The sequence below is a fragment of the Rhodococcus sp. NPDC055112 genome, assembly GCF_053607505.1.
Genome location: NZ_JBSGTR010000030.1, coordinates 17110 through 34087, shown reverse-complemented (window position 1 = coordinate 34087; position 16978 = coordinate 17110). Strand labels below are relative to the sequence as shown.

At 69.0% G+C, this 16978-nt stretch carries 20 protein-coding genes; 8 read left to right on the top strand and 12 right to left on the bottom strand.

Annotated elements, in window-relative coordinates; genetic code table 11:
• The first annotated feature begins 40 nt into the window (after window positions 1–40).
• From ACWFRB_RS14935 to ACWFRB_RS14925, 3 genes are all read left to right on the top strand, one after another.
• Window positions 41–871: a glutamate ABC transporter substrate-binding protein gene (locus ACWFRB_RS14935; protein ID WP_452641919.1), complete on the top strand. Its 831-nt coding sequence runs from the start codon at window positions 41–43 to the stop codon at window positions 869–871.
• Window positions 872–968: 97 nt separating this feature from the next.
• Window positions 969–1649: an amino acid ABC transporter permease gene (locus tag ACWFRB_RS14930; RefSeq protein WP_097211215.1), complete on the top strand. Its 681-nt coding sequence runs from the start codon at window positions 969–971 to the stop codon at window positions 1647–1649.
• Window positions 1646–2536 carry an amino acid ABC transporter permease gene (locus ACWFRB_RS14925; RefSeq protein WP_452641918.1) on the top strand — a complete coding sequence of 297 codons (891 nt, stop codon included), beginning with the start codon at window positions 1646–1648 and terminating at the stop codon, window positions 2534–2536. The genes ACWFRB_RS14930 and ACWFRB_RS14925 overlap by 4 nt, the downstream gene beginning before the upstream one ends.
• Window positions 2537–2544: 8 nt before the next feature.
• Here the strand turns inward: ACWFRB_RS14925 and ACWFRB_RS14920 are convergent, their stop codons facing one another.
• Window positions 2545–3435, bottom strand: a complete 891-nt coding sequence (locus ACWFRB_RS14920) for an alpha/beta fold hydrolase (RefSeq protein WP_452641917.1) — start codon at window positions 3433–3435, stop codon at window positions 2545–2547.
• A 520-nt stretch (window positions 3436–3955) separates the two neighbouring features.
• On the opposite strand from ACWFRB_RS14920, the gene ACWFRB_RS14915 reads away from it, so the two are divergent.
• Window positions 3956–4396, top strand: a complete 441-nt coding sequence (locus tag ACWFRB_RS14915; RefSeq protein WP_452641916.1) for a hypothetical protein — start codon at window positions 3956–3958, stop codon at window positions 4394–4396.
• Here ACWFRB_RS14915 and recX read toward each other — a convergent pair.
• The 6 genes from recX to ACWFRB_RS14885 all read right to left on the bottom strand — a co-directional run bounded on the left by recX (window position 4393) and on the right by ACWFRB_RS14885 (window position 9039).
• Window positions 4393–4953, bottom strand: a complete 561-nt coding sequence (gene recX, locus ACWFRB_RS14910; RefSeq protein ID WP_452641915.1) for a recombination regulator RecX — start codon at window positions 4951–4953, stop codon at window positions 4393–4395. The genes ACWFRB_RS14915 and recX overlap by 4 nt on opposite strands.
• Before the next feature lie 7 nt (window positions 4954–4960).
• Window positions 4961–6004, bottom strand: coding sequence for a recombinase RecA (gene recA / locus ACWFRB_RS14905; protein WP_077041372.1), 1044 nt, complete (start codon window positions 6002–6004; stop codon window positions 4961–4963).
• Window positions 6005–6238: 234 nt separating this feature from the next.
• On the bottom strand, window positions 6239–6433 hold the full coding sequence (locus tag ACWFRB_RS14900; protein WP_077041371.1) for a DUF3046 domain-containing protein: 195 nt from the start codon (window positions 6431–6433) through the stop codon (window positions 6239–6241).
• 22 nt (window positions 6434–6455) lie between these two features.
• Window positions 6456–7604 carry a glycosyltransferase gene (locus ACWFRB_RS14895; RefSeq protein ID WP_452641914.1) on the bottom strand — a complete coding sequence of 383 codons (1149 nt, stop codon included), beginning with the start codon at window positions 7602–7604 and terminating at the stop codon, window positions 6456–6458.
• A gap of 37 nt (window positions 7605–7641) precedes the next feature.
• The gene (locus tag ACWFRB_RS14890) at window positions 7642–8040 is read right to left on the bottom strand and encodes a low affinity iron permease family protein (protein WP_452641913.1); all 399 of its coding nucleotides are present in this window, start codon (window positions 8038–8040) and stop codon (window positions 7642–7644) included.
• A gap of 15 nt (window positions 8041–8055) precedes the next feature.
• A complete protein-coding gene (locus ACWFRB_RS14885) occupies window positions 8056–9039 on the bottom strand; it encodes an LLM class F420-dependent oxidoreductase (protein ID WP_452641912.1) in 984 nt (327 codons plus the stop codon).
• Between the two features lie 163 nt (window positions 9040–9202).
• Here ACWFRB_RS14885 and ACWFRB_RS14880 point away from each other — a divergent pair, with 163 nt between their 5' ends.
• On the top strand, window positions 9203–9823 hold the full coding sequence (locus tag ACWFRB_RS14880) for a pyridoxamine 5'-phosphate oxidase family protein (RefSeq protein WP_452641911.1): 621 nt from the start codon (window positions 9203–9205) through the stop codon (window positions 9821–9823).
• On the opposite strand, the gene ACWFRB_RS14875 is transcribed toward ACWFRB_RS14880, so the two are convergent.
• The 3 genes from ACWFRB_RS14875 to ACWFRB_RS14865 form a co-directional block, all read right to left on the bottom strand.
• Window positions 9820–10374 (bottom strand): DinB family protein, encoded by a 555-nt coding sequence (locus tag ACWFRB_RS14875; RefSeq protein WP_452641910.1) that lies wholly within the window; start codon window positions 10372–10374, stop codon window positions 9820–9822. The genes ACWFRB_RS14880 and ACWFRB_RS14875 overlap by 4 nt on opposite strands.
• Window positions 10375–10482: 108 nt before the next feature.
• A complete protein-coding gene (locus ACWFRB_RS14870) occupies window positions 10483–11988 on the bottom strand; it encodes a glycerol-3-phosphate dehydrogenase/oxidase (RefSeq protein WP_452641909.1) in 1506 nt (501 codons plus the stop codon).
• Window positions 11989–11996: 8 nt separating this feature from the next.
• Window positions 11997–12602: a TetR/AcrR family transcriptional regulator gene (locus ACWFRB_RS14865; RefSeq protein ID WP_452641908.1), complete on the bottom strand. Its 606-nt coding sequence runs from the start codon at window positions 12600–12602 to the stop codon at window positions 11997–11999.
• Between the two features lie 86 nt (window positions 12603–12688).
• On the opposite strand from ACWFRB_RS14865, the gene ACWFRB_RS14860 reads away from it, so the two are divergent.
• Both ACWFRB_RS14860 and ACWFRB_RS14855 read left to right on the top strand, forming a co-directional pair.
• Window positions 12689–14269 carry an FAD-binding oxidoreductase gene (locus ACWFRB_RS14860; protein ID WP_452641940.1) on the top strand — a complete coding sequence of 527 codons (1581 nt, stop codon included), beginning with the start codon at window positions 12689–12691 and terminating at the stop codon, window positions 14267–14269.
• The gene (locus tag ACWFRB_RS14855) at window positions 14266–15150 is read left to right on the top strand and encodes a diacylglycerol kinase (RefSeq protein ID WP_452641907.1); all 885 of its coding nucleotides are present in this window, start codon (window positions 14266–14268) and stop codon (window positions 15148–15150) included. The genes ACWFRB_RS14860 and ACWFRB_RS14855 overlap by 4 nt, the downstream gene beginning before the upstream one ends.
• A 67-nt stretch (window positions 15151–15217) precedes the next feature.
• Here the strand turns inward: ACWFRB_RS14855 and ACWFRB_RS14850 are convergent, their stop codons facing one another.
• Window positions 15218–15925: a PIG-L deacetylase family protein gene (locus tag ACWFRB_RS14850; RefSeq protein WP_452641906.1), complete on the bottom strand. Its 708-nt coding sequence runs from the start codon at window positions 15923–15925 to the stop codon at window positions 15218–15220.
• 45 nt (window positions 15926–15970) lie between these two features.
• On the bottom strand, window positions 15971–16144 hold the full coding sequence (locus ACWFRB_RS14845) for a hypothetical protein (RefSeq protein WP_169310579.1): 174 nt from the start codon (window positions 16142–16144) through the stop codon (window positions 15971–15973).
• Window positions 16145–16370: 226 nt separating this feature from the next.
• Between ACWFRB_RS14845 and ACWFRB_RS14840 the strand changes: the two genes are divergently transcribed.
• Window positions 16371–16976, top strand: a complete 606-nt coding sequence (locus tag ACWFRB_RS14840) for a biotin transporter BioY (RefSeq protein WP_452641905.1) — start codon at window positions 16371–16373, stop codon at window positions 16974–16976.
• Window positions 16977–16978 lie beyond the last annotated feature (2 nt).

Below are 16978 nucleotides of genomic sequence, written 5' to 3'. Positions count from 1 at the left end.
GCCACCCTGCACCAATGTTCTGACCACAGAGAGGAACACCATGAGGATCACTCGCGCACTACGACTCGGCGTCGGCATGGTCGCGATCGCCGTCGTCGCCACCGCATGCGGAGGCGACGAGCAGAAGAGCGCCTCGGAGAGCGCCGAGAGCGGCAAGCTGACCGTCGGCATCAAGTTCGACCAGCCCGGTCTCGGGCTGCGCAACCCCGACGGCACGTTCACCGGTTTCGATGTCGACGTCGCCACCTACGTGGCCGACAAGCTGGGGGTGCCCGCGTCCGGCATCACCTTCAAGGAATCCCCCTCCGCCCAGCGCGAGACGCTGATCCAGAACGGCGAGGTCGACTACATCGTCGCGACGTACTCGATCACCGACGCCCGCAAGGAGAAGGTCGACTTCGCAGGCCCCTACCTGACCACCGGCCAGTCCCTGCTGGTCAAGACGGACAACACGGACATCACCGGCCCCGAGTCCCTCACCGGCGGCAAGAAACTGTGCTCGGTGACCGGATCGACGCCCGCACAGAAGATCAAAGACCAGTACCCGGATGTACAGCTACAGCCGTTCGACACCTACTCGGCCTGTGTCGAGGCGCTCCGCAACGGCGCGGTGGATGCGGTGACGACCGATGCGGTCATCCTGGCCGGCTACGCCGCCCAGTACCCCGGCCAGCTCAAGGTCGTCGGGCAGCCGTTCACCACCGAGAACTACGGCATCGGACTCGCCAAGGGCGACACCGAGACCCGCAACAAGATCAACGACGCGATCGAGGCGATGATCGCGGACGGCTCCTGGCAGGCGGCGCTGGAGAAGAACGTCGGCCCGTCCGGCTACCCGATCCCGGCTCCGCCCACCGTCGACCGCTACTAGCCGGCGCTACGCGCCGGTGGTGCGGTTACGGAGGGGCTGCGCTCCGTGACCGCACCACCGCGGCGCGGCCGCATCATCACGACTCGGGAGAGGCCACGTGGACATACTCAGTGAGTATTGGGATCAACTGATCTCCGCTTTCTGGATGACGATCAAGCTGACCGCGCTGTCCGCGGTGGGCGCGCTCGTCCTCGGCACGATTCTCGCCGCCATGCGTGTCTCCCCCATCCCGGTGGCCCGGTGGATCGGCACCGCCTACGTGACCATCTTCCGGAACACACCACTGACGCTGATCATCATCTTCTGCTCGTTCGGCCTGTATCAGACGATGGGCGTCAGCCTGGCGCCGGAGAACTCACCGACCTTCCTGGTGGACAACAACATTCGGCTCGCGATCCTGGGCCTGAGCGTGTACACCGCCGCGTTCGTCTGCGAGTCGCTGCGCGCCGGGATCAACACCGTGCACGTCGGCCAGGCCGAGGCCGGGCGCTCGCTCGGCCTCACCTTCGCGCAGAACCTCCGGTTGATCGTGCTGCCGCAGGCGTTCCGGTCCGTGATCGCGCCCCTGGGCAGCGTGCTGATCGCGCTGACCAAGAACTCGACGATCGCCTCGGTGATCGGTGTCGCCGAGGCATCGCTGCTGATGAAGTCGATGATCGAGAACGAGGCCGCGATCTTCGTGGTCGGCGGCATCTTCGCCCTCGGGTTCGTGATCCTGACACTGCCGATGGGACTGCTCTTCGGCTATCTGGGCAAGCGGCTGGAGGTCGCCCGATGAGAGCCGAACCGACCCTCCTCTACGACGTGCCCGGCCCGAAGGCACGCAATCTCTACCGACTGCTGTCGGTGGCGGTGGCGGTGGCTCTCGGCGTCATCGGATACCTGGTGTACCGCGCGCTGGACTCGAAGGGCCAGCTCACCTCCGAGAAGTGGAGCCCCTTCACCGAGTCCACCTCGTGGACGACGTACCTGATCCCCGGCATCCGAGGCACCCTCATCGCCGCGGCCCTCTCGATCGTGCTGGCGCTGATCCTCGGCGCGGTGCTCGGCATCGCCCGATTGTCCGATCATCGGGTGATCCGGAGCGCCGCCGGCTTCTTCGTCGAACTGTTCCGCGCCATCCCTGTGCTGATCCTGATGATCTTCGCCTACCAGCTGTTCGCCGACTACCAGGTCTTCAAGGCGAAGTACCTGGCGCTCGCGGCCGTGGTCACCGGACTGACGCTCTACAACGGCTCGGTCATCGCCGAGATCGTCCGCGCGGGCATCAAGTCGCTCCCGAAGGGCCAGACCGAGGCCGCGAAGGCGCTCGGCATGCGCAAGAGCATGATCATGCGGACCATCCTGTTGCCTCAGGCGGTGACCGCGATGCTGCCCGCGATCATCTCCCAGATGGTGGTCGCGCTGAAGGACTCCGCGCTCGGTTACCTCATCGGCTACATCGAGGTGGTCCGCTCGGGGCAGCAGCTCGGCTCGTTCTACGGAAACTACCTACCGGCCCTGCTGGTGGTGGCCGCGATCATGATCGTGCTGAACTCGGCGCTGACGATGCTCGCCACCCGGGTCGAGAGGCGACTGCGAACGGGTAAGCGCGGCAAGGTGACCCCGGTGCCCGCGGGCGGCGCGGCCGCGGCCGCGCCTGGCATCGACATCACCGGCGACTGATCACGTTTTCAATGCGGCGCGGGCGCAAGATCGTTCGCTGCCAGCGCGAGAATGTCGTCCGCGTGACTGACGGCGATGAAATGACCGCCACCGCTGATCGGGTGCCAGATGGCCCCCGGGGTCTGCTCGGCCACTGTCTTGTTGATGACCTCCGGGACCAGGGAGTCGTCGTTGCCCTGCCAGAAGTGCACCGGCCGCGTCACGCCGGTCATGTCGAACGGCCAGGCCTCGTAGAGCAGGGTGGCGTCGACGACGAGTCCGTCGGCGCCTTGCCGGAAACACTCACGCCCCGCCGCCAGAAACCACTTCATCACCTCCCCGTCGGCCAGCACCTCCCGATCCGCGGCGCCGACCGACTTGGTGATCGCCTTCGCGTAGCGATCCTCGAAGTGGGTGGCGCTCATCCCGAGCAGTTCGTACATCAGGGTGAAGCCGGGGTGGAAGTGCAGCGCCAGGCGACCGCCCAGCGCGTCCACGCTGCTCAGATACTTCGCGGCCCAGTTCGGTCCGAACGTTCCGTAGTTCCCGCCTGCGATGCAGGTGACGTGGACGAGGCGCGCGGGGTCCAGGTACGCGGCGGCCGCAAGGGCCCACGGCCCACCCTCTGACCAGCCGGTCACCGCGAATCGGTCTGCGCCGAGGGAGTCGGCCAGCAGCAGGAGGTCATCGGTCCAGCCCGCGAAGGTGCGGCCCTGCTGAGGATCGGACCCGCCCATGCCCGGCCGGTCGGCGCACACGAATCTCAATCCGTTGGCCTTCGCGGACGAATCGAACAACTCGGCCTCGAGTCGACTCGAGGGTCCCCCGTGGTTGTGCAGGACGAGGGGACCGCCCGGATCACCGGCCTCGAGAAAGGTGACGGTCCGGTTGCCGACCCGGATACTTCCCTCTCGTGTCATCTGGACTCCTCATGGTGTTGGCCGGGTGCCGAAACCCGATGGCAACGAACCCGAGACTCACGAGTAGGCGGCGCGCCACTCGGCGACGGGTGAGGGGCTACCGCCCCCAGCCGTTGCCGTTGAACGGGATGATCTTGGTGCGTGTCCCGTCAGGATGACGAGGGGCCACTGATGAGTACTTGCTGGCCGCCCGGTCACGGAGCAGGTTCCCGGGGCGCAGGAAATCCAAAGCCCCGCGCATCCACCGGAACCGAGAACGACCCCCCGCGCTCGCCCGGGGTTCCGGTTCGATCGGTTCCTTCCTGACGTAGTGGCTCATGTCCAGATTCTAGGCGCGTGAGCCAGTCCTCGGCCTTTGTTCCGATGCCGACTCCGGGACCGATGGGCACCTGAGACCAGATGCCATAGGCCGATGCGACGGCCTCGGGATGCGAAGGTCACAACAAGGCACACCTAGACGAACATCACCTGCGGCGCGCCTCCCCCCGAATTGTCTTCCGCCACGGTATAATTAGAGTGCATGCAATCATGCGATTCCACGCTTGTCGAAGCCTTCCTCGCGCGCTATGCCGACGCCGACAGCGCCGAGCAGTTCGCGCCACTCTACGAAGACCAGGTGCTCGTCGGAGATCCTGACGGCAATCAGCACGTCAGCCGCGAACAGTTGCTCGCCGGCATCGCCGCGCGATCCGAGCTGTTCGCGGCGATCGGCTACGGCGGCACCACCCTCGCCTCGCACTCCGCAACCTGGCTGGGCGAGCACTACTGCCTCGCCAGTACCACCTGGTCCATCCCGCTACGGCCGCGCTCCTCGGACCCCGTCACCCTCACGATGGCCTCGGATTTCCTGTTGCGCCGGCGCGGCGACGAACTGCGGATTGCCGCGTACCTGACCCGCACGTCGATGCTCGACGAGCTCAGGAGGGTGGGGGTCCTGCCCGCTACGGGAGGGACGCCCTAGCCGTCCACCATGCCGTCGAGCTCCGAACAGGCGTGCGCGAGTTCGCTCTTCACCACATCGAAGGCCATCGACTGCGGGTAGCCGCGGCGGGCCAGCATGGACACCAGCCGGCGCACGGCCCGGTCCCGTTCGCTGCTGCGCCCGCCCGGTCCGTCCACCTCGAAGTCCAGCGACATGGTGCGCAGCTTCCGCTGCACCAGTTCGATGGCACGGGCACGCTCGTCGTCACCGTCGATCTGGTCCAGCGCCTGCGCCGCGATCTCCGGCGCGACCCCCTTGGTGCGCAATTCCATCGCAAGCGCGCGCTTCCCCTTGCCGGAGAAGGTGTGCCGCGAATGCACCCATTGGGCGGCGAACGACGCGTCGTCGATCAGGCCGACCACGGTGAGCCGATCGAGCACCCGCACGGCGACATCCTCGTCGAAGCCCTTGTCCGCGAGTTTCTTCGCCAGCTCCGCCCGGCTACGCGCCCGATCCGTCAGGAGGCGCAGGCACAGATCCTTCGCCTGTGCCTCCTGAGCGGCCGGGGTCCGGGGGGCATCGTCACCGGAGCGCACGAGGGTCCTAGAAGTCGACCGGGGCCGCAGGCGCCGCGTCCGCCGTCACGTCGGCGCCGATGCCCAGCTTTTCCTTGATCTTCTTCTCGATCTCGTCGCGGATGTCGGTGTTCTCCAGCAGGAACTTCCGGGCGTTCTCCTTGCCCTGGCCCAACTGGTCGCCCTCATAGGTGAACCAAGAGCCCGACTTCCGGATGAAGCCGTGCTCGACGCCCATGTCGATCAGCGAGCCTTCCTTGCTGATTCCGTGACCGTAGAGGATGTCGAACTCGGCCTGCTTGAACGGCGGCGCCATCTTGTTCTTGACGACCTTGATGCGGGTGCGGTTACCGACCGCGTCGGAGCCGTCCTTCAACGTCTCGATTCGCCGGATGTCCATCCGGACAGACGCATAGAACTTCAGCGCCTTACCGCCGGTGGTGGTCTCCGGCGAGCCGAACATGACACCGATCTTCTCGCGCAGCTGGTTGATGAAGATGACGGTGGTGCCGGAGTTGCTCATCGCGCCCGTGATCTTGCGCAGCGCCTGGCTCATCAGGCGGGCCTGCAGACCGACGTGGCTGTCGCCCATCTCGCCCTCGATCTCGGCGCGGGGCACCAGCGCCGCCACCGAGTCGACGACCAGGATGTCGAGCGCGCCGGAACGGATCAGCATGTCCGTGATCTCCAGCGCCTGCTCACCGGTGTCCGGCTGGGAGACCAGCAGCGCATCGGTGTCGACGCCGAGCTTCTTGGCGTAGTCCGGATCGAGCGCGTGCTCGGCGTCGATGAAGGCCGCGATACCGCCGTTGGCCTGCGCGTTGGCGACCGCGTGCAGGGCGACCGTGGTCTTACCCGAGGATTCCGGGCCGTAGATCTCGATCACACGACCGCGCGGCAGACCGCCGATGCCGAGGGCGACATCCAGTGCGATCGACCCGGTCGGGATGACCGCGATGGGCTGACGGGACTCGTCCCCGAGGCGCATCACCGAACCCTTGCCGAAGTTCTTGTCGATCTGCGCCAGTGCGAGCTCGAGCGCCTTGTCGCGATCGTGTGCCTGTGGTGCCATCTTCGGTTCTCCTTAAGTCAACGACTCGTCCAGCGATCTGGGATTCATCAGCGATCTGTTTCAAGCGATGCCGTCACGTTAGAGCGGGGTACCGACAAGTTCGTGATCAGTCGACTTGTCCAGGAACAAGGTCGCCGATCCGGGCGATCACCGAACACAACCCAGCATAGGGGAACACCTGTTCGAGTCAACATCTGCGGCGGCGTGGCGCAGGACCAATCGACGGATCCGGGTTCACCAGCGGGCGCGCGGGACCTCGAACTCGGCACACAGCGCACGCCAGACCTCGCGGGGATCGCGACCTGCCTCAATGGCCTCGGCCGCGGTCTTGCCGTCGAGGCTGATCAGGACGTGGTCCACCAGCAGCGAGTCGCCGTACAGTCGGCCGAACTCGCCATGGACCATCTCGTTGAACTCGGTCAGTCGCACACGGCAACGGTAGCGCGCATCGTCACCGGGCCGCCGCCCTGCACACCGCCACCGGGTCCGCCACCTCCGTCAGGCCGCCCGCCGCGGCGGCCGCGGCAGCCGCGAACCCGGGTTCGGACAGCACGCGCAGCACGGCCTCGCGCAGGGCCTCCGCCCCGAGCGGGCGCACCACCACCGCGCTGCCCTGCCTGGACGCGCGGTTCGCCAGTTCCCATTGGTCCCCACCGCCGGGCACCGTGACCGCAGGGACCCCGGCCAGCAGGGTCTTGGCGAGCATTCCGTGCCCGCCGCCGCACACGACCGCGGCGGACTGCGCGAGCAACGCGTCCTGCCTGCCCAGCCCCGCGCGAGCCCAGTCCGGCAGGCCGGTCGGCGGCTCGTCGAGCATGGAGGCGACCACCCGCACACCCGCGCCGTCGAGGGCCTTCAGCGCCGTCTCCAGCATGCCCTCGGCGCCGGTGAACGCGGTCGAGGGCGCGATCATCACCAGCGGCTCGTCGCCCGGCGGCGGCGTGAGCAGGTCCGAGGTCGGCTCCCACAGCAGTGGGCCGACCACGTGTGCGTTCTCCGGCCAGTCCGGGCGCGGAACCTCCAGCGCGGGCAGGGTCGCGATCAGCCTGGCCACGGGGCCGGGGTCCGTCGCGGGCAGCCCGACGGTGACCCTTGCCTCGGAACGCTGTCGCAGGCCCTGCTTGATCGACCGGCCGGTCGCCGCCCGCATCAGCGTGTCGCGGGCACGGCCGCGCAGACCCTCCCCCGGCGCGAGGCCGCTGCCGATGGGCGGCAACCCCTTCGAGGGCGAGTACAGCGGGTGCGGCGACAGCTCCACCCATGGCACGTCGAGCCGCTCGGCCGCCATCCCACCGCCCGCGGTGAGAATGTCGGAGACGACAAGGTCCGGGAGCATGGCGCTCAGGTCCGGCAGCACCTCGGTCGAGATGTGCGCCGCCCGCGAGTGGATGCGCTGGCCCGCGTCCATGTCGTCGTCCTCCGGCCGCGGCGCCAGGCCCTTGAGCTTGCGCGCGGTGATGCCTGCCTCCCGCGCCGCCTCCAGCCAGCGGGCCCCGGTGAAGAGAACCGGATCGTCACCGGCCGCAATGAATCTCAGGCAGAGCGCAATGGCGGGAATGGCATGACCCGGATCCGGTCCGGCGACGACGGCGACTCGCATCCGATCAGCGTGCCACAGCGGCCGGAGCGCCCTGACCTCAGTGACGTGCTTCGAGGCCGACGGCATCGCGGAGCCGGGTCGCGGCCTCGCGCAGCGCCGGATCGTGCACCGCGGACGAATCCATCAGCGCGGCCAACGCCTCGGCGATGACATTGAGCTTTTCCTGCTCGGCCTCGTCGGCCCGCCTGCTCGCGTTCTCCAGCAGCACCACCAGGAGCAGGGTGAAGACGCTCGCGACGGTATGGATCGCGGCCTGCCACGCCTTGAGATCGGTCCACAGCGGAAGGCTGACCAGCCAGAGTGCGACCAACCCGGCGCACACGAAGAAGAAGGGCGACTGACTGACCCGGAGCTGGGCCCGCTCGACGAACCGCTCGAACGCCGAACGCCGATCCCCGCGCCGCCGGGTCTGCGCCGCGTCACTCCTGCGCTCCATCCCGCTCGCCTCCTCCTAGCGGCGCACCAATCCGCCCAGTGTCCGGCCTGCCAACTCGACGATGCCCGGCTCGTGGCCGTTCGCGATCAGATTGATGACGACGCCGTCGATGCCACGGTCGAGGACCCGCGATGCGATCTGCTCGGCCACGTCGTCGGGATCACCGACGAACTGCCGATCCGTGGCTGCGGCGCGTTCGTCCTCGTCGAGAGCATCCAGGTCGAGCCCGCGGGTGAGCAGGAGGTCGCGTTGCAGCCTGCGGGCGCGATCGCCGTCCTCGTCGATGATCACGAAGGCGAGGAAGCTCGTCTCGAGAGTGCCGCGATCCCGGCCGACCTCCGCGCAGCGCGCGGCCAGCGCGTCCAGTTTGCGGGGCAGCTCGGATGCGTTGCAGATCATGTTCAGGTGATCGGCATAGCGGGCCGCAAAGCCGAAGGTCTTCTTCTCACCGCCGCCGCCGAGCAGCACCGGCAGGTCGTCGCGGATGCGGGGCTCGTTGATCGCGCCCTCGGTCCGGTACCACTTGCCCTCGAAGGTCGGACGCTGCCCGCGCAGCATCGGCACGATGATCTCCAACGCCTCGCCGAGCCGCTCGAAGCGATCGGTGAAAGTGCCGAACTCGTAACCGAACTGGCGGTGTTCGAGCTCGAACCAGCCGGCGCCGATGCCGAGCACAGCCCGCCCGCCGCTGACCACGTCCAGGGTCGTCACCGTCTTGGCGAGCATGGCCGGGTTCCGGTAGGTGTTGCCGGTGACGAGCGCCGAGAGCTGGATGCTCTCGGTCGATGCCGCGAGCCCGGCCAGCGCGGTGTAGGCCTCGAGCATCGGTTCGTCGGGCTCCCCGATGCCGGGCAGCTGATAGAAGTGGTCCATCACGAACGCGGTGTCGAATCCGGCCGCCTCGGCCTCGCGGGCCTGGGCGATCACGGTCGGGAACAGCTCCCGCACCGACCGCGAGTAGCTGAAGTTGGGCATCTGATATCCGAGTCGAATGCTCACGAACTCCGACGCTACTCCCGGCCGGCCGGGCACGCGCGGCATCGAGGCGGGCCACACCAAGGGTGGCGGATTGTCACCCTTGGGTCGGTGGGGTCCGACCCGATTCGGACGGAGCATGAGGGTGATCACCTCGCACCACATGCCTCGGCTCCAGGAGAACACGATGTCCAGCGCCGAACTCCCGGCGAACGGCACCAACGGCGAGCGGACGATGCAGGACGAACTGGGGACCTCGTTCCGCGCCGACCGTTTCTACGACCGCCAGATGTGCGCCCGCCTGAACCCCGCGATGATCGAGTTCATCGCGAGAATGGACCTGCTGTTCATCGGCACGGCCGCGCCGGACGGAACCTGCGACGTGTCGCTGCGGGCCGGCCCACCTGGCTTCGTCCGGGTCTTCGCCGCTGACCTCGTCGGATATCCCGAGTACCAGGGCAACGGAGTGATGGCCAGCCTGGGCAACATCATCGAGAACCCGCACATCGGGCTGTTCATGGCGGATTTCGTCACCGATCTGATCGGCCTGCACGTCAACGGCACGGCACAGATCATCACCGACGACGAGGTGCGGCGCGCATACCCGGATCTTCCGAAGGAGCGGGAGCGCGGCCGCCGCGCGGAGCGTTGGGTCGTCGTGCACATCGAGGAGGCATACATCCACTGCCGCAAGCACATCCCCCGGTTGGTGCCCGTCGACCGGGTCCGCCGGTGGGGCACCCACGACCCGGAGCACAAGGGCGGCGACTACTTCGGAGTCGCCGCCGAGCGCAGCCTCCCCCGTTAGAACTCCATGCCCGCGTCGGCCCCCATCTGCATGGTGGTGTTCCCGCCGTCGAGCGACTCACGGATGATGTCCGCGTGGCCCGAGTGCTGCGCGGTCTCCCGGAGGATGTGCAGCAGGATCTTTCGGGCCGTCCACCACTCGCGCTCGGGGGCCCACGGCGCGGTCGGCATCGGGATGAGCACGCCCAGGTCCGGCAGTCCCGCCACCGCCGCATCGGTCGCGCGTGCGACGGCCGCGTAGTCCTCGAGCAACCCGGCCAGGGTCGTATCCTCGCCGACGGTCCACGCCTCGGTTGCGGTCTCCATGTCGAACTCGGCGTTCTCGTCAGGTTCGATCATCGTCTCGATCCAGTGCCGCTCCGTGGCGGCGACGTGCTTGACCAGGGACATCAGGGTGAGTTCGCTCGCCGTCGACCGAGTCCGTGCCTGCGCGTCGTCGAGCCCGCGGAACGTGATGAGGAAGGTCTGGCGCTGGTCGGCCAGCATCGCCAGGATGTCGGCGTGCTCCCCGGTGACGGTGGACTGTGCGGCGGCGTTCTGAACTGTGCTCATGTGATCGGCCTTCCCTTGTCTGTTGGTAGGGATGACGCTACGAGCTATTGCGGTCAGAAACGGTCCTCAATTGCCGGTGTCGCGGAGAAGACCCGAAAATCCTCGCCGTCAGCCCTTCAGCGCGGCCTCGGCAGCCTCCGTCGCCCGCTCGCGATCCGCGGGCACCAGCCCGATCCGGGTCCGCCGGTCCAGCAGGTCGTCGACGTCGAGGGCGCCCTCGTGGCTGACCGCGAAGGCCAGCTCGGCGTGCGTGACGTCGATACCCTCCGCGATCGGGGCGAGCTCGCCCGCCGCCGCCACCTGTGCCGACTCGCTGCCGTAGCGGGCGACGAGCGAGGCAGGCAGGTCGCCCGTGACCGGCCCCGCGCCGACCACAGGGAGCTTCGTGGTCACACACGGTCCCGCCACGAGAGCACCCGCGCGGACGGCGGCGTCGACCGCGTCCTGCGCCATCTTCCGATAGGTGGTGAGCTTGCCGCCGACCACACTGATGACGCCGTTCGACGAGCGGAGCACCGCGTGGTTGCGCGAGAGATCGGCGGTCGAGCCCTCGCCGGTGTCGAGCAACGGCCGCAGACCCGAATAGGTGGCCAGCACGTCCGCCCGGGTCAGCGGCGTACCCAGCGCGGTGTTCACCGTGTCGAGCAGGAAGTCGATCTCGAAGTCCGCGGCCTGCGGCACGTCGGGGATCTCGCCCTCGATCGCCTCGTCGGTGAGGCCGAGGTAGACCCGGCCCAGCTGCGCGGGCAGCGCGAACACGAATCGGTTGGTCTCCCCCGGGATCGGCACCGTCAGGGCTGCGGTGGGATTCCCCAGCGCCTCCGCGGGCAACACCAGATGAGTGCCCCGGCTCGGCTTCAACCGGATGTCGGGATCGACCTGCCCGGCCCAGACCCCCGCCGCGTTCACCACCGCGCGGGCCCGGATCGTCAGTTCCTCGCCGGTCTGCTCATCGCGCAGCCGCGCCGAGGTACCGGTCACGTCGTACGCACCCACCCGGGTCAGAACCGTGGCGCCGTGCTGAGCAGCGGTGCGCGCGATGGCCACGACAAGCCTGGCATCGTCGATCAGCTGGCCGTCGAACGCCAGCAGCCCGCCGCGCAGACCGTCGCGCCGGACCGCGGGCGCGAGCTCCGCGGCACGGTCGGCGGACACCCGGCGCGAGCGCGGCAACACTTTCGTCGACGTCCGGGCAGTGGCCCGCAGCACGTCGCCCGCCAGGAATCCGGTTCGCACCAGGGTCTTCTCGAAGGCCCCGACCGACGGCAGCAACGGAACGAGCTGCGGCATCGCCCGGACCAGGTGCGGCGCGGTGCTCGTCATCAGGATCCCGCGCTCGACGGCGCTCTCCCGCGCGATGCCGACGTTCCCCGAGGCCAGATAGCGCAACCCGCCGTGGGCGAGCTTTGAACTCCATCGGCTCGTGCCGAACGCCAGGTCGTGCTTGTCGACGAGCACCACCCGCAGGCCGCGCGAGGCGGCGTCGAGGGCGGTACCGACACCGGTGATGCCGCCGCCGACGACGAGCAGGTCCACCGCGGTCCCGTCACCGAGCTCGGACAGTTCCCGGCTGCGCCGGTCCGCATTCAGCGCCGACTTCGATTGCTGGTTCACCGTTGCTCCTATGTGAGGGGTGGTCTGAGGTACGCGTCGACCGCGTGCGCGAGCTCCGCGATCAGCGCCTTCGGGGGCAGGATCTCCGCGACCATGCCCGCTGACTGCACGGCCGACTGCGCCATCAGCAGGATCATGGTGGCGATACCGGTGGCATCGCCCGCGCGGATCGAGCCGTCGCGCTGCCCGACCAGGACGACAGGGGTGAGCGTGTCGACGATCGCCCGCTGGCTCGCCCCGAGCCGGTCGACGATGTAGGTGATGAGCAGTTCGGGGTCCGAGCGCAGGATCTTGACGAACAGCGGGTGGCTCCGCACAGTCTCGGCGGTCTCCGCCACGCCGCGCACCAACTGCTCACGCGCAGCCCCCGACCCGGACATCTCCGGCAGCGCCTGCTCGATCTCCCTGGTCAGCAGGTCCGCGACGACGGCCTTGGTATCGGGCCAGCGGCGGTACACGGTGGGTCGACTCACCCCCGCGCGACGGGCGATCTCGGCCAGGGTGGTCCGCCTCAGGCCGAATTCGAGCACACAGGCCCGGGTTGCGTCGAGAATGAGGTCGTCGACGGTGGGCGCTGCAGCTGCAGTCTGCGGTTCAGCGTTACGGATAGACATCGTATGTAACACTGTAACGCATGTCCGACACCGCAGCTCCGCAATCAGCCCCCACTCCGCAGTTCCCCGACACCGCGGCACCCACCATGGAGTGGGACGCCTGGGGAGTCGCCGAGTTCCGCAAGCAACTCTCGCCGCAGGTGCTCACCCTGCTCCGCTCCGCACTCGGCGTCAGCGCCGAGCAGTCCCCGCCGCCCGAGGAGTCGGCCGCGGTGCTGCGCCCGATCAGCCTGACCGAGGGCCACCGCACCGACCTCGACGAGCTGATCGGGGCCGAGCACGTGCGCACCGACGACGCGACCCGGCTCCGCCATGCCGGCGGCAAGAGCACGCCGGACCTGTTGCGCCGCAAGGACACCGAGCCGCAGGATGCCCCCGACGCGGTGGTCCTGCCCGGCTCACACGACGAGGTGCTCGCCCTGCTGCGGTACTGCGCGGCCGAGTCCATCGCTGTGGTGCCCTTCGGCGGCGGCACCAGCGTGGTCGGCGGCGTCGACCCGGCACGCGGCGGTTTCCACGAGGTGATCGCCCTCGACCTGCGCCGCCTGGACGCGCTGCTCGAGCTCGACACCGTGTCCGGCATCGCGACCCTGCAGGCGGGCGTCACCGGCCCGCAGGCCGAGCAGCTCCTCGGCACGCACGGCTTCTCGCTCGGTCACTTCCCGCAGAGCTTCCAGTTCGCCACGATCGGCGGGTTCGCCGCGACCAGGTCCTCCGGCCAGGCCTCCGCCGGCTACGGCCGCTTCGACGACATGGTCCAGCGGATCCGGGTCGCGACCCCGACCGGCGACCTCGACCTGGGCAGGGCGCCCGCGTCCGCCGCCGGACCGGACCTGCGCGAGCTGTTCGTCGGGTCGGAGGGCGCGTTCGGGATCATCACTGAGGTGGCCGTCCGGGTGCACCCCATCCCCGAGACCACCGCCTACCGGGCCTGGTCGTTCCCCGATTTCGAGACCGGCGCGACCGCGCTGCGCACGGTGATCCAGACCGGCGCCACCCCGACCGTGATGCGGCTGTCCGACGAGGCCGAGACCGGACTCAACCTGGCGCTGGCAGGCGACGTGGGCGGCGAGAGCCCCGCGGCGGGCTGCCTGGCGATCACCACCTTCGAGGGCACCGCGGCCCACGTGGAGTCCCGGCACGCCGAGGCGTGCGCGCTGCTCGCCGCCGCGGGCGGCACCGACCTGGGCGAGCAGCCCGCCAGGTCATGGGAGCACGGCCGCTACGACGCGCCGTACCTGCGCGATGCGCTGCTCAACGCGGGCGCCATCGTGGAGACCCTCGAGACGGCCACCACGTGGTCGAACCTGTCGAACCTCCGTACCGCCGTCACCACCGCGCTCACCGAATCGCTGACCGCACAGGGCACCCCGGCGCTGGTGATGTGCCACATCTCGCACACCTACCCGACCGGCGCCTCCCTCTACTTCACCGTGGTCTGCGCACAGACCGCCGATCCGCTGCCCCAGTGGGCGGCGGCGAAGAAGGCCGCCGGCGACGCGATCGTCTCCGTCGGCGCCACCATCACCCACCACCACGCCGTCGGGCGCGACCACCGTCCGTGGATGTCGGACGAGGTCGGCGAGCTGGGCGGACGGGTGCTCCAGGCAGTCAAGGACGCCGTTGATCCCACCGGAATCCTCAACCCTGGCAAGCTGATTCCATGAGATCAGTCACGGTTCTGACGAACCCCGCCGCAGGCAATGGCCACGCCCCGGAGGCCGCCGCGGCGGCGATCGCCCGGCTCCGCGAGCTCGGCGTACAGGTCACCGAGATCGAGGGGGAATCCGCGACGGAGGCCCTCGAGCTGGCACGAAAGGCAGTTGCCGACGGCACCGACGCGTTGGTCGCGGCCGGCGGCGACGGGCTGATCAGCATCGCCTGGCAGGCCCTTGCCCAGAGCGGCATCCCGCTCGGCATCATCCCCGGCGGCACCGGCAACGACCACGCCCGGTTGTTCCACATCCCGGTCGACGACCCGGCCGCCGCCGCGGATGTCATCGCCCGCGGCACCACCGAGACGATCGATCTCGGCAAGGTCGGCGACCGCTGGTTCGGCACCGTGCTCTCCAGCGGGTTCGACTCGCTGGTCACCGACCGGGCGAACCGGCTGCGGTGGCCCCGCGGGCCGATGCGCTACAACGTCGCGATGCTCGTCGAGCTGGCGCAGCTGCGCCCGATCCCCTACCGGATCGTGCTCGACGACCAGACCATCGAACTCGACGCGGCGATGGTCACGGTCGGCAACGGCACCTCGTACGGCGGCGGCATGCTGATCACCCCGAACGCCGAGGTCACCGACGGACTGCTGGACGTCACCGTGGTGGCGGCGAGCAGCCGGCTGCGGTTGGTGCGCCTGTTCCCGACGGTCTACAAGGGCACCCACGTCGAACTGGACGAGGTGCAGACGTTCCGGTCCCGCAGGGTCCGGCTCGAGGCGGCCGGCATCACCGCCTATGCCGACGGCGAACGGTTCGACCCGCTGCCGATCGACATCGAGGCGGTTCCCGGCGCGGGATCCGTCATCGTCGGGGCACCGATCCGCTGACGGGGTGCGCTCGCCGGGGTTGGCGGTCCATCCCGCCTCCACCTCGGCGAGCGCGTCGGCCGTGGCCTCAGAACTGGTACAGCTCGAACCCGACCGCACGATCGGCCGCGAAACCGTCCCTCGGACCGGTCGCCATCTCGATCTGCGCCCGCGCCTGATCCAGCACCGGGACGTCGCTGAGCGCCTGCAGGTACCGGCTGTGTTCGGCGAGCGACGCCACCGCCGTGTCGACCGTGGCGCTGACGTCGACGGCGTGGGTTGCCCCGACCATGACGTTGACCGCCACCCACCGCACGCCCGTCCACCGCGGTTCGGTGAGCTCGGGAAAGATCCACTCGTTGGCCGCGTCGGACACCGCGTCGAGCACGCTCTGCCCGAGCGCCCGATGGTCGGCGCTGTTGAGAAAGCCCGGCCCCCAGGTCTCGCGATGATTCATGGTGAGCACGAACTCGGGCCGATGCCGCCGGATCGCCGCCGCCAGATCCCGTCGCAGATCCAGCCCCTCCTGGAGTCTGCCGTCTGGGTGGCCCAGGAATTCGACCTCCCTGACGCCGACGACGGCCGCCGAGCGGCGTTCCTCTTCCTCGCGCAGCGGCCCGCACTCGGCAGGCGGCAGGCCCGTGATGCCCGCCTCGCCGCTGGTCGCGAGGACATACCGGATGTCCTTGCCCTGACCGGTCCACCGGGCCACCGCCGCGGCGGCCCCGTACTCGATGTCGTCGGGGTGGGCGACGATGACGACGCCCCGTTTCCAGTCCTCGGGAATCGGCTCCATGCGCCTCAGCATGCCCGTCCCCGGGTGGTACCGCGCGGCGCCGCGCTAGAGCCGGGTGACGTCCTTGGTGTCGCTGTCGGACATCGCCTTGAAGAGCAGGTACAGCCCGAACACCACGGCACCGACGACCAGGACCCAGAACAGCCCCTTGACCAGCGCGCCGACCACGGCCAGCGCGATCCAGACGAGGGCGACAATACCTACGATCTTCCAGAACACCGCGTTCTCCGTTCACTCGATCGGACCGCCGAACGTGACGGCCCGATGCGTCCAGCCTGTCAGCACTCGAGGAGAAAAGCACCAGCTCAGAGGCAAGATCAGGGAAAGATCAGGGTGATCCCTTAGGGCGCCGAGGCCGGGGCGGTCCGGGTGAACCACCGCTGGTCCCCGCCGCTGGCATAGGCTCAGCGGGTTGTCCCCGTACTCGCAAGGAGCTCGACCGCTCGTGTCTACACGCACCGCAGGCGCCCCCCGCAACACCGCTCGTGACCTCGCCCAGGTCGCGGTGTTCGCCGCCCTGATCATCGCCCTCGGGCTGCCCGGCACGATCACCATCGGATCCTCCGGCGTCCCCATCACGCTGCAGACGCTTGGGGTGATGGTCGCGGGCGCGCTGCTGGGACCCCGCAAGGGTGTCCTGACCGTGCTCACCGTCATCGTGCTCGGCCTGGCCCTGCCCGTGCTCGCGGGCGGCCGGACCTCGCTCACCTCCCTGTCCAGCCTCACCGGTGGATTCCTGATCGGCTGGATTCCTGCGGTCGCGCTGATCGGCTGGCTCACCGTCAAGATGCTGCCCCGCTACAACGTCTTCATCGGCATCGTCATCAACGCACTGGGCGGGATCGTGGTGATCTACGCCTTCGGCATCGCGGGCATGATGCTCCGCAGTGACCTCACCTTCTGGCAGGCGCTGAGCGCCAACGGCACCTTCGTCCCCGGCGACCTCCTCAAGGCCGTCATCGCGGCGGTCGTGGCCGCCCAGGTGCATCGCGCCTACCCCGCGCTGCTGACGTCGGCGGCACCCACCCGCACGCCCGTCGACGCCGTCTAGCC

Excerpts from the sequence above, each read along its gene's own strand:
- ACWFRB_RS14925 (WP_452641918.1), top strand. The coding sequence starts at position 1,646 with ATGAGAGCCGAACCGACCCTCCTCTACGACGTGCCCGGCCCGAAGGCA.
- ACWFRB_RS14865 (WP_452641908.1), bottom strand. The coding sequence starts at position 12,602 with ATGTCTATCCGTAACGCTGAACCGCAGACTGCAGCTGCAGCGCCCACC.
- ACWFRB_RS14935 (WP_452641919.1), top strand. The coding sequence starts at position 41 with ATGAGGATCACTCGCGCACTACGACTCGGCGTCGGCATGGTCGCGATC.
- ACWFRB_RS14850 (WP_452641906.1), bottom strand. The coding sequence starts at position 15,925 with ATGGAGCCGATTCCCGAGGACTGGAAACGGGGCGTCGTCATCGTCGCC.
- ACWFRB_RS14880 (WP_452641911.1), top strand. The coding sequence starts at position 9,203 with ATGTCCAGCGCCGAACTCCCGGCGAACGGCACCAACGGCGAGCGGACG.
- ACWFRB_RS14875 (WP_452641910.1), bottom strand. The coding sequence starts at position 10,374 with ATGAGCACAGTTCAGAACGCCGCCGCACAGTCCACCGTCACCGGGGAG.
- recA (WP_077041372.1), bottom strand. The coding sequence starts at position 6,004 with ATGGCACCACAGGCACACGATCGCGACAAGGCGCTCGAGCTCGCACTG.
- ACWFRB_RS14895 (WP_452641914.1), bottom strand. The coding sequence starts at position 7,604 with ATGCGAGTCGCCGTCGTCGCCGGACCGGATCCGGGTCATGCCATTCCC.
- ACWFRB_RS14860 (WP_452641940.1), top strand. The coding sequence starts at position 12,689 with ATGGAGTGGGACGCCTGGGGAGTCGCCGAGTTCCGCAAGCAACTCTCG.
- ACWFRB_RS14855 (WP_452641907.1), top strand. The coding sequence starts at position 14,266 with ATGAGATCAGTCACGGTTCTGACGAACCCCGCCGCAGGCAATGGCCAC.
- ACWFRB_RS14890 (WP_452641913.1), bottom strand. The coding sequence starts at position 8,040 with ATGGAGCGCAGGAGTGACGCGGCGCAGACCCGGCGGCGCGGGGATCGG.
- ACWFRB_RS14920 (WP_452641917.1), bottom strand. The coding sequence starts at position 3,435 with ATGACACGAGAGGGAAGTATCCGGGTCGGCAACCGGACCGTCACCTTT.
- ACWFRB_RS14915 (WP_452641916.1), top strand. The coding sequence starts at position 3,956 with ATGCAATCATGCGATTCCACGCTTGTCGAAGCCTTCCTCGCGCGCTAT.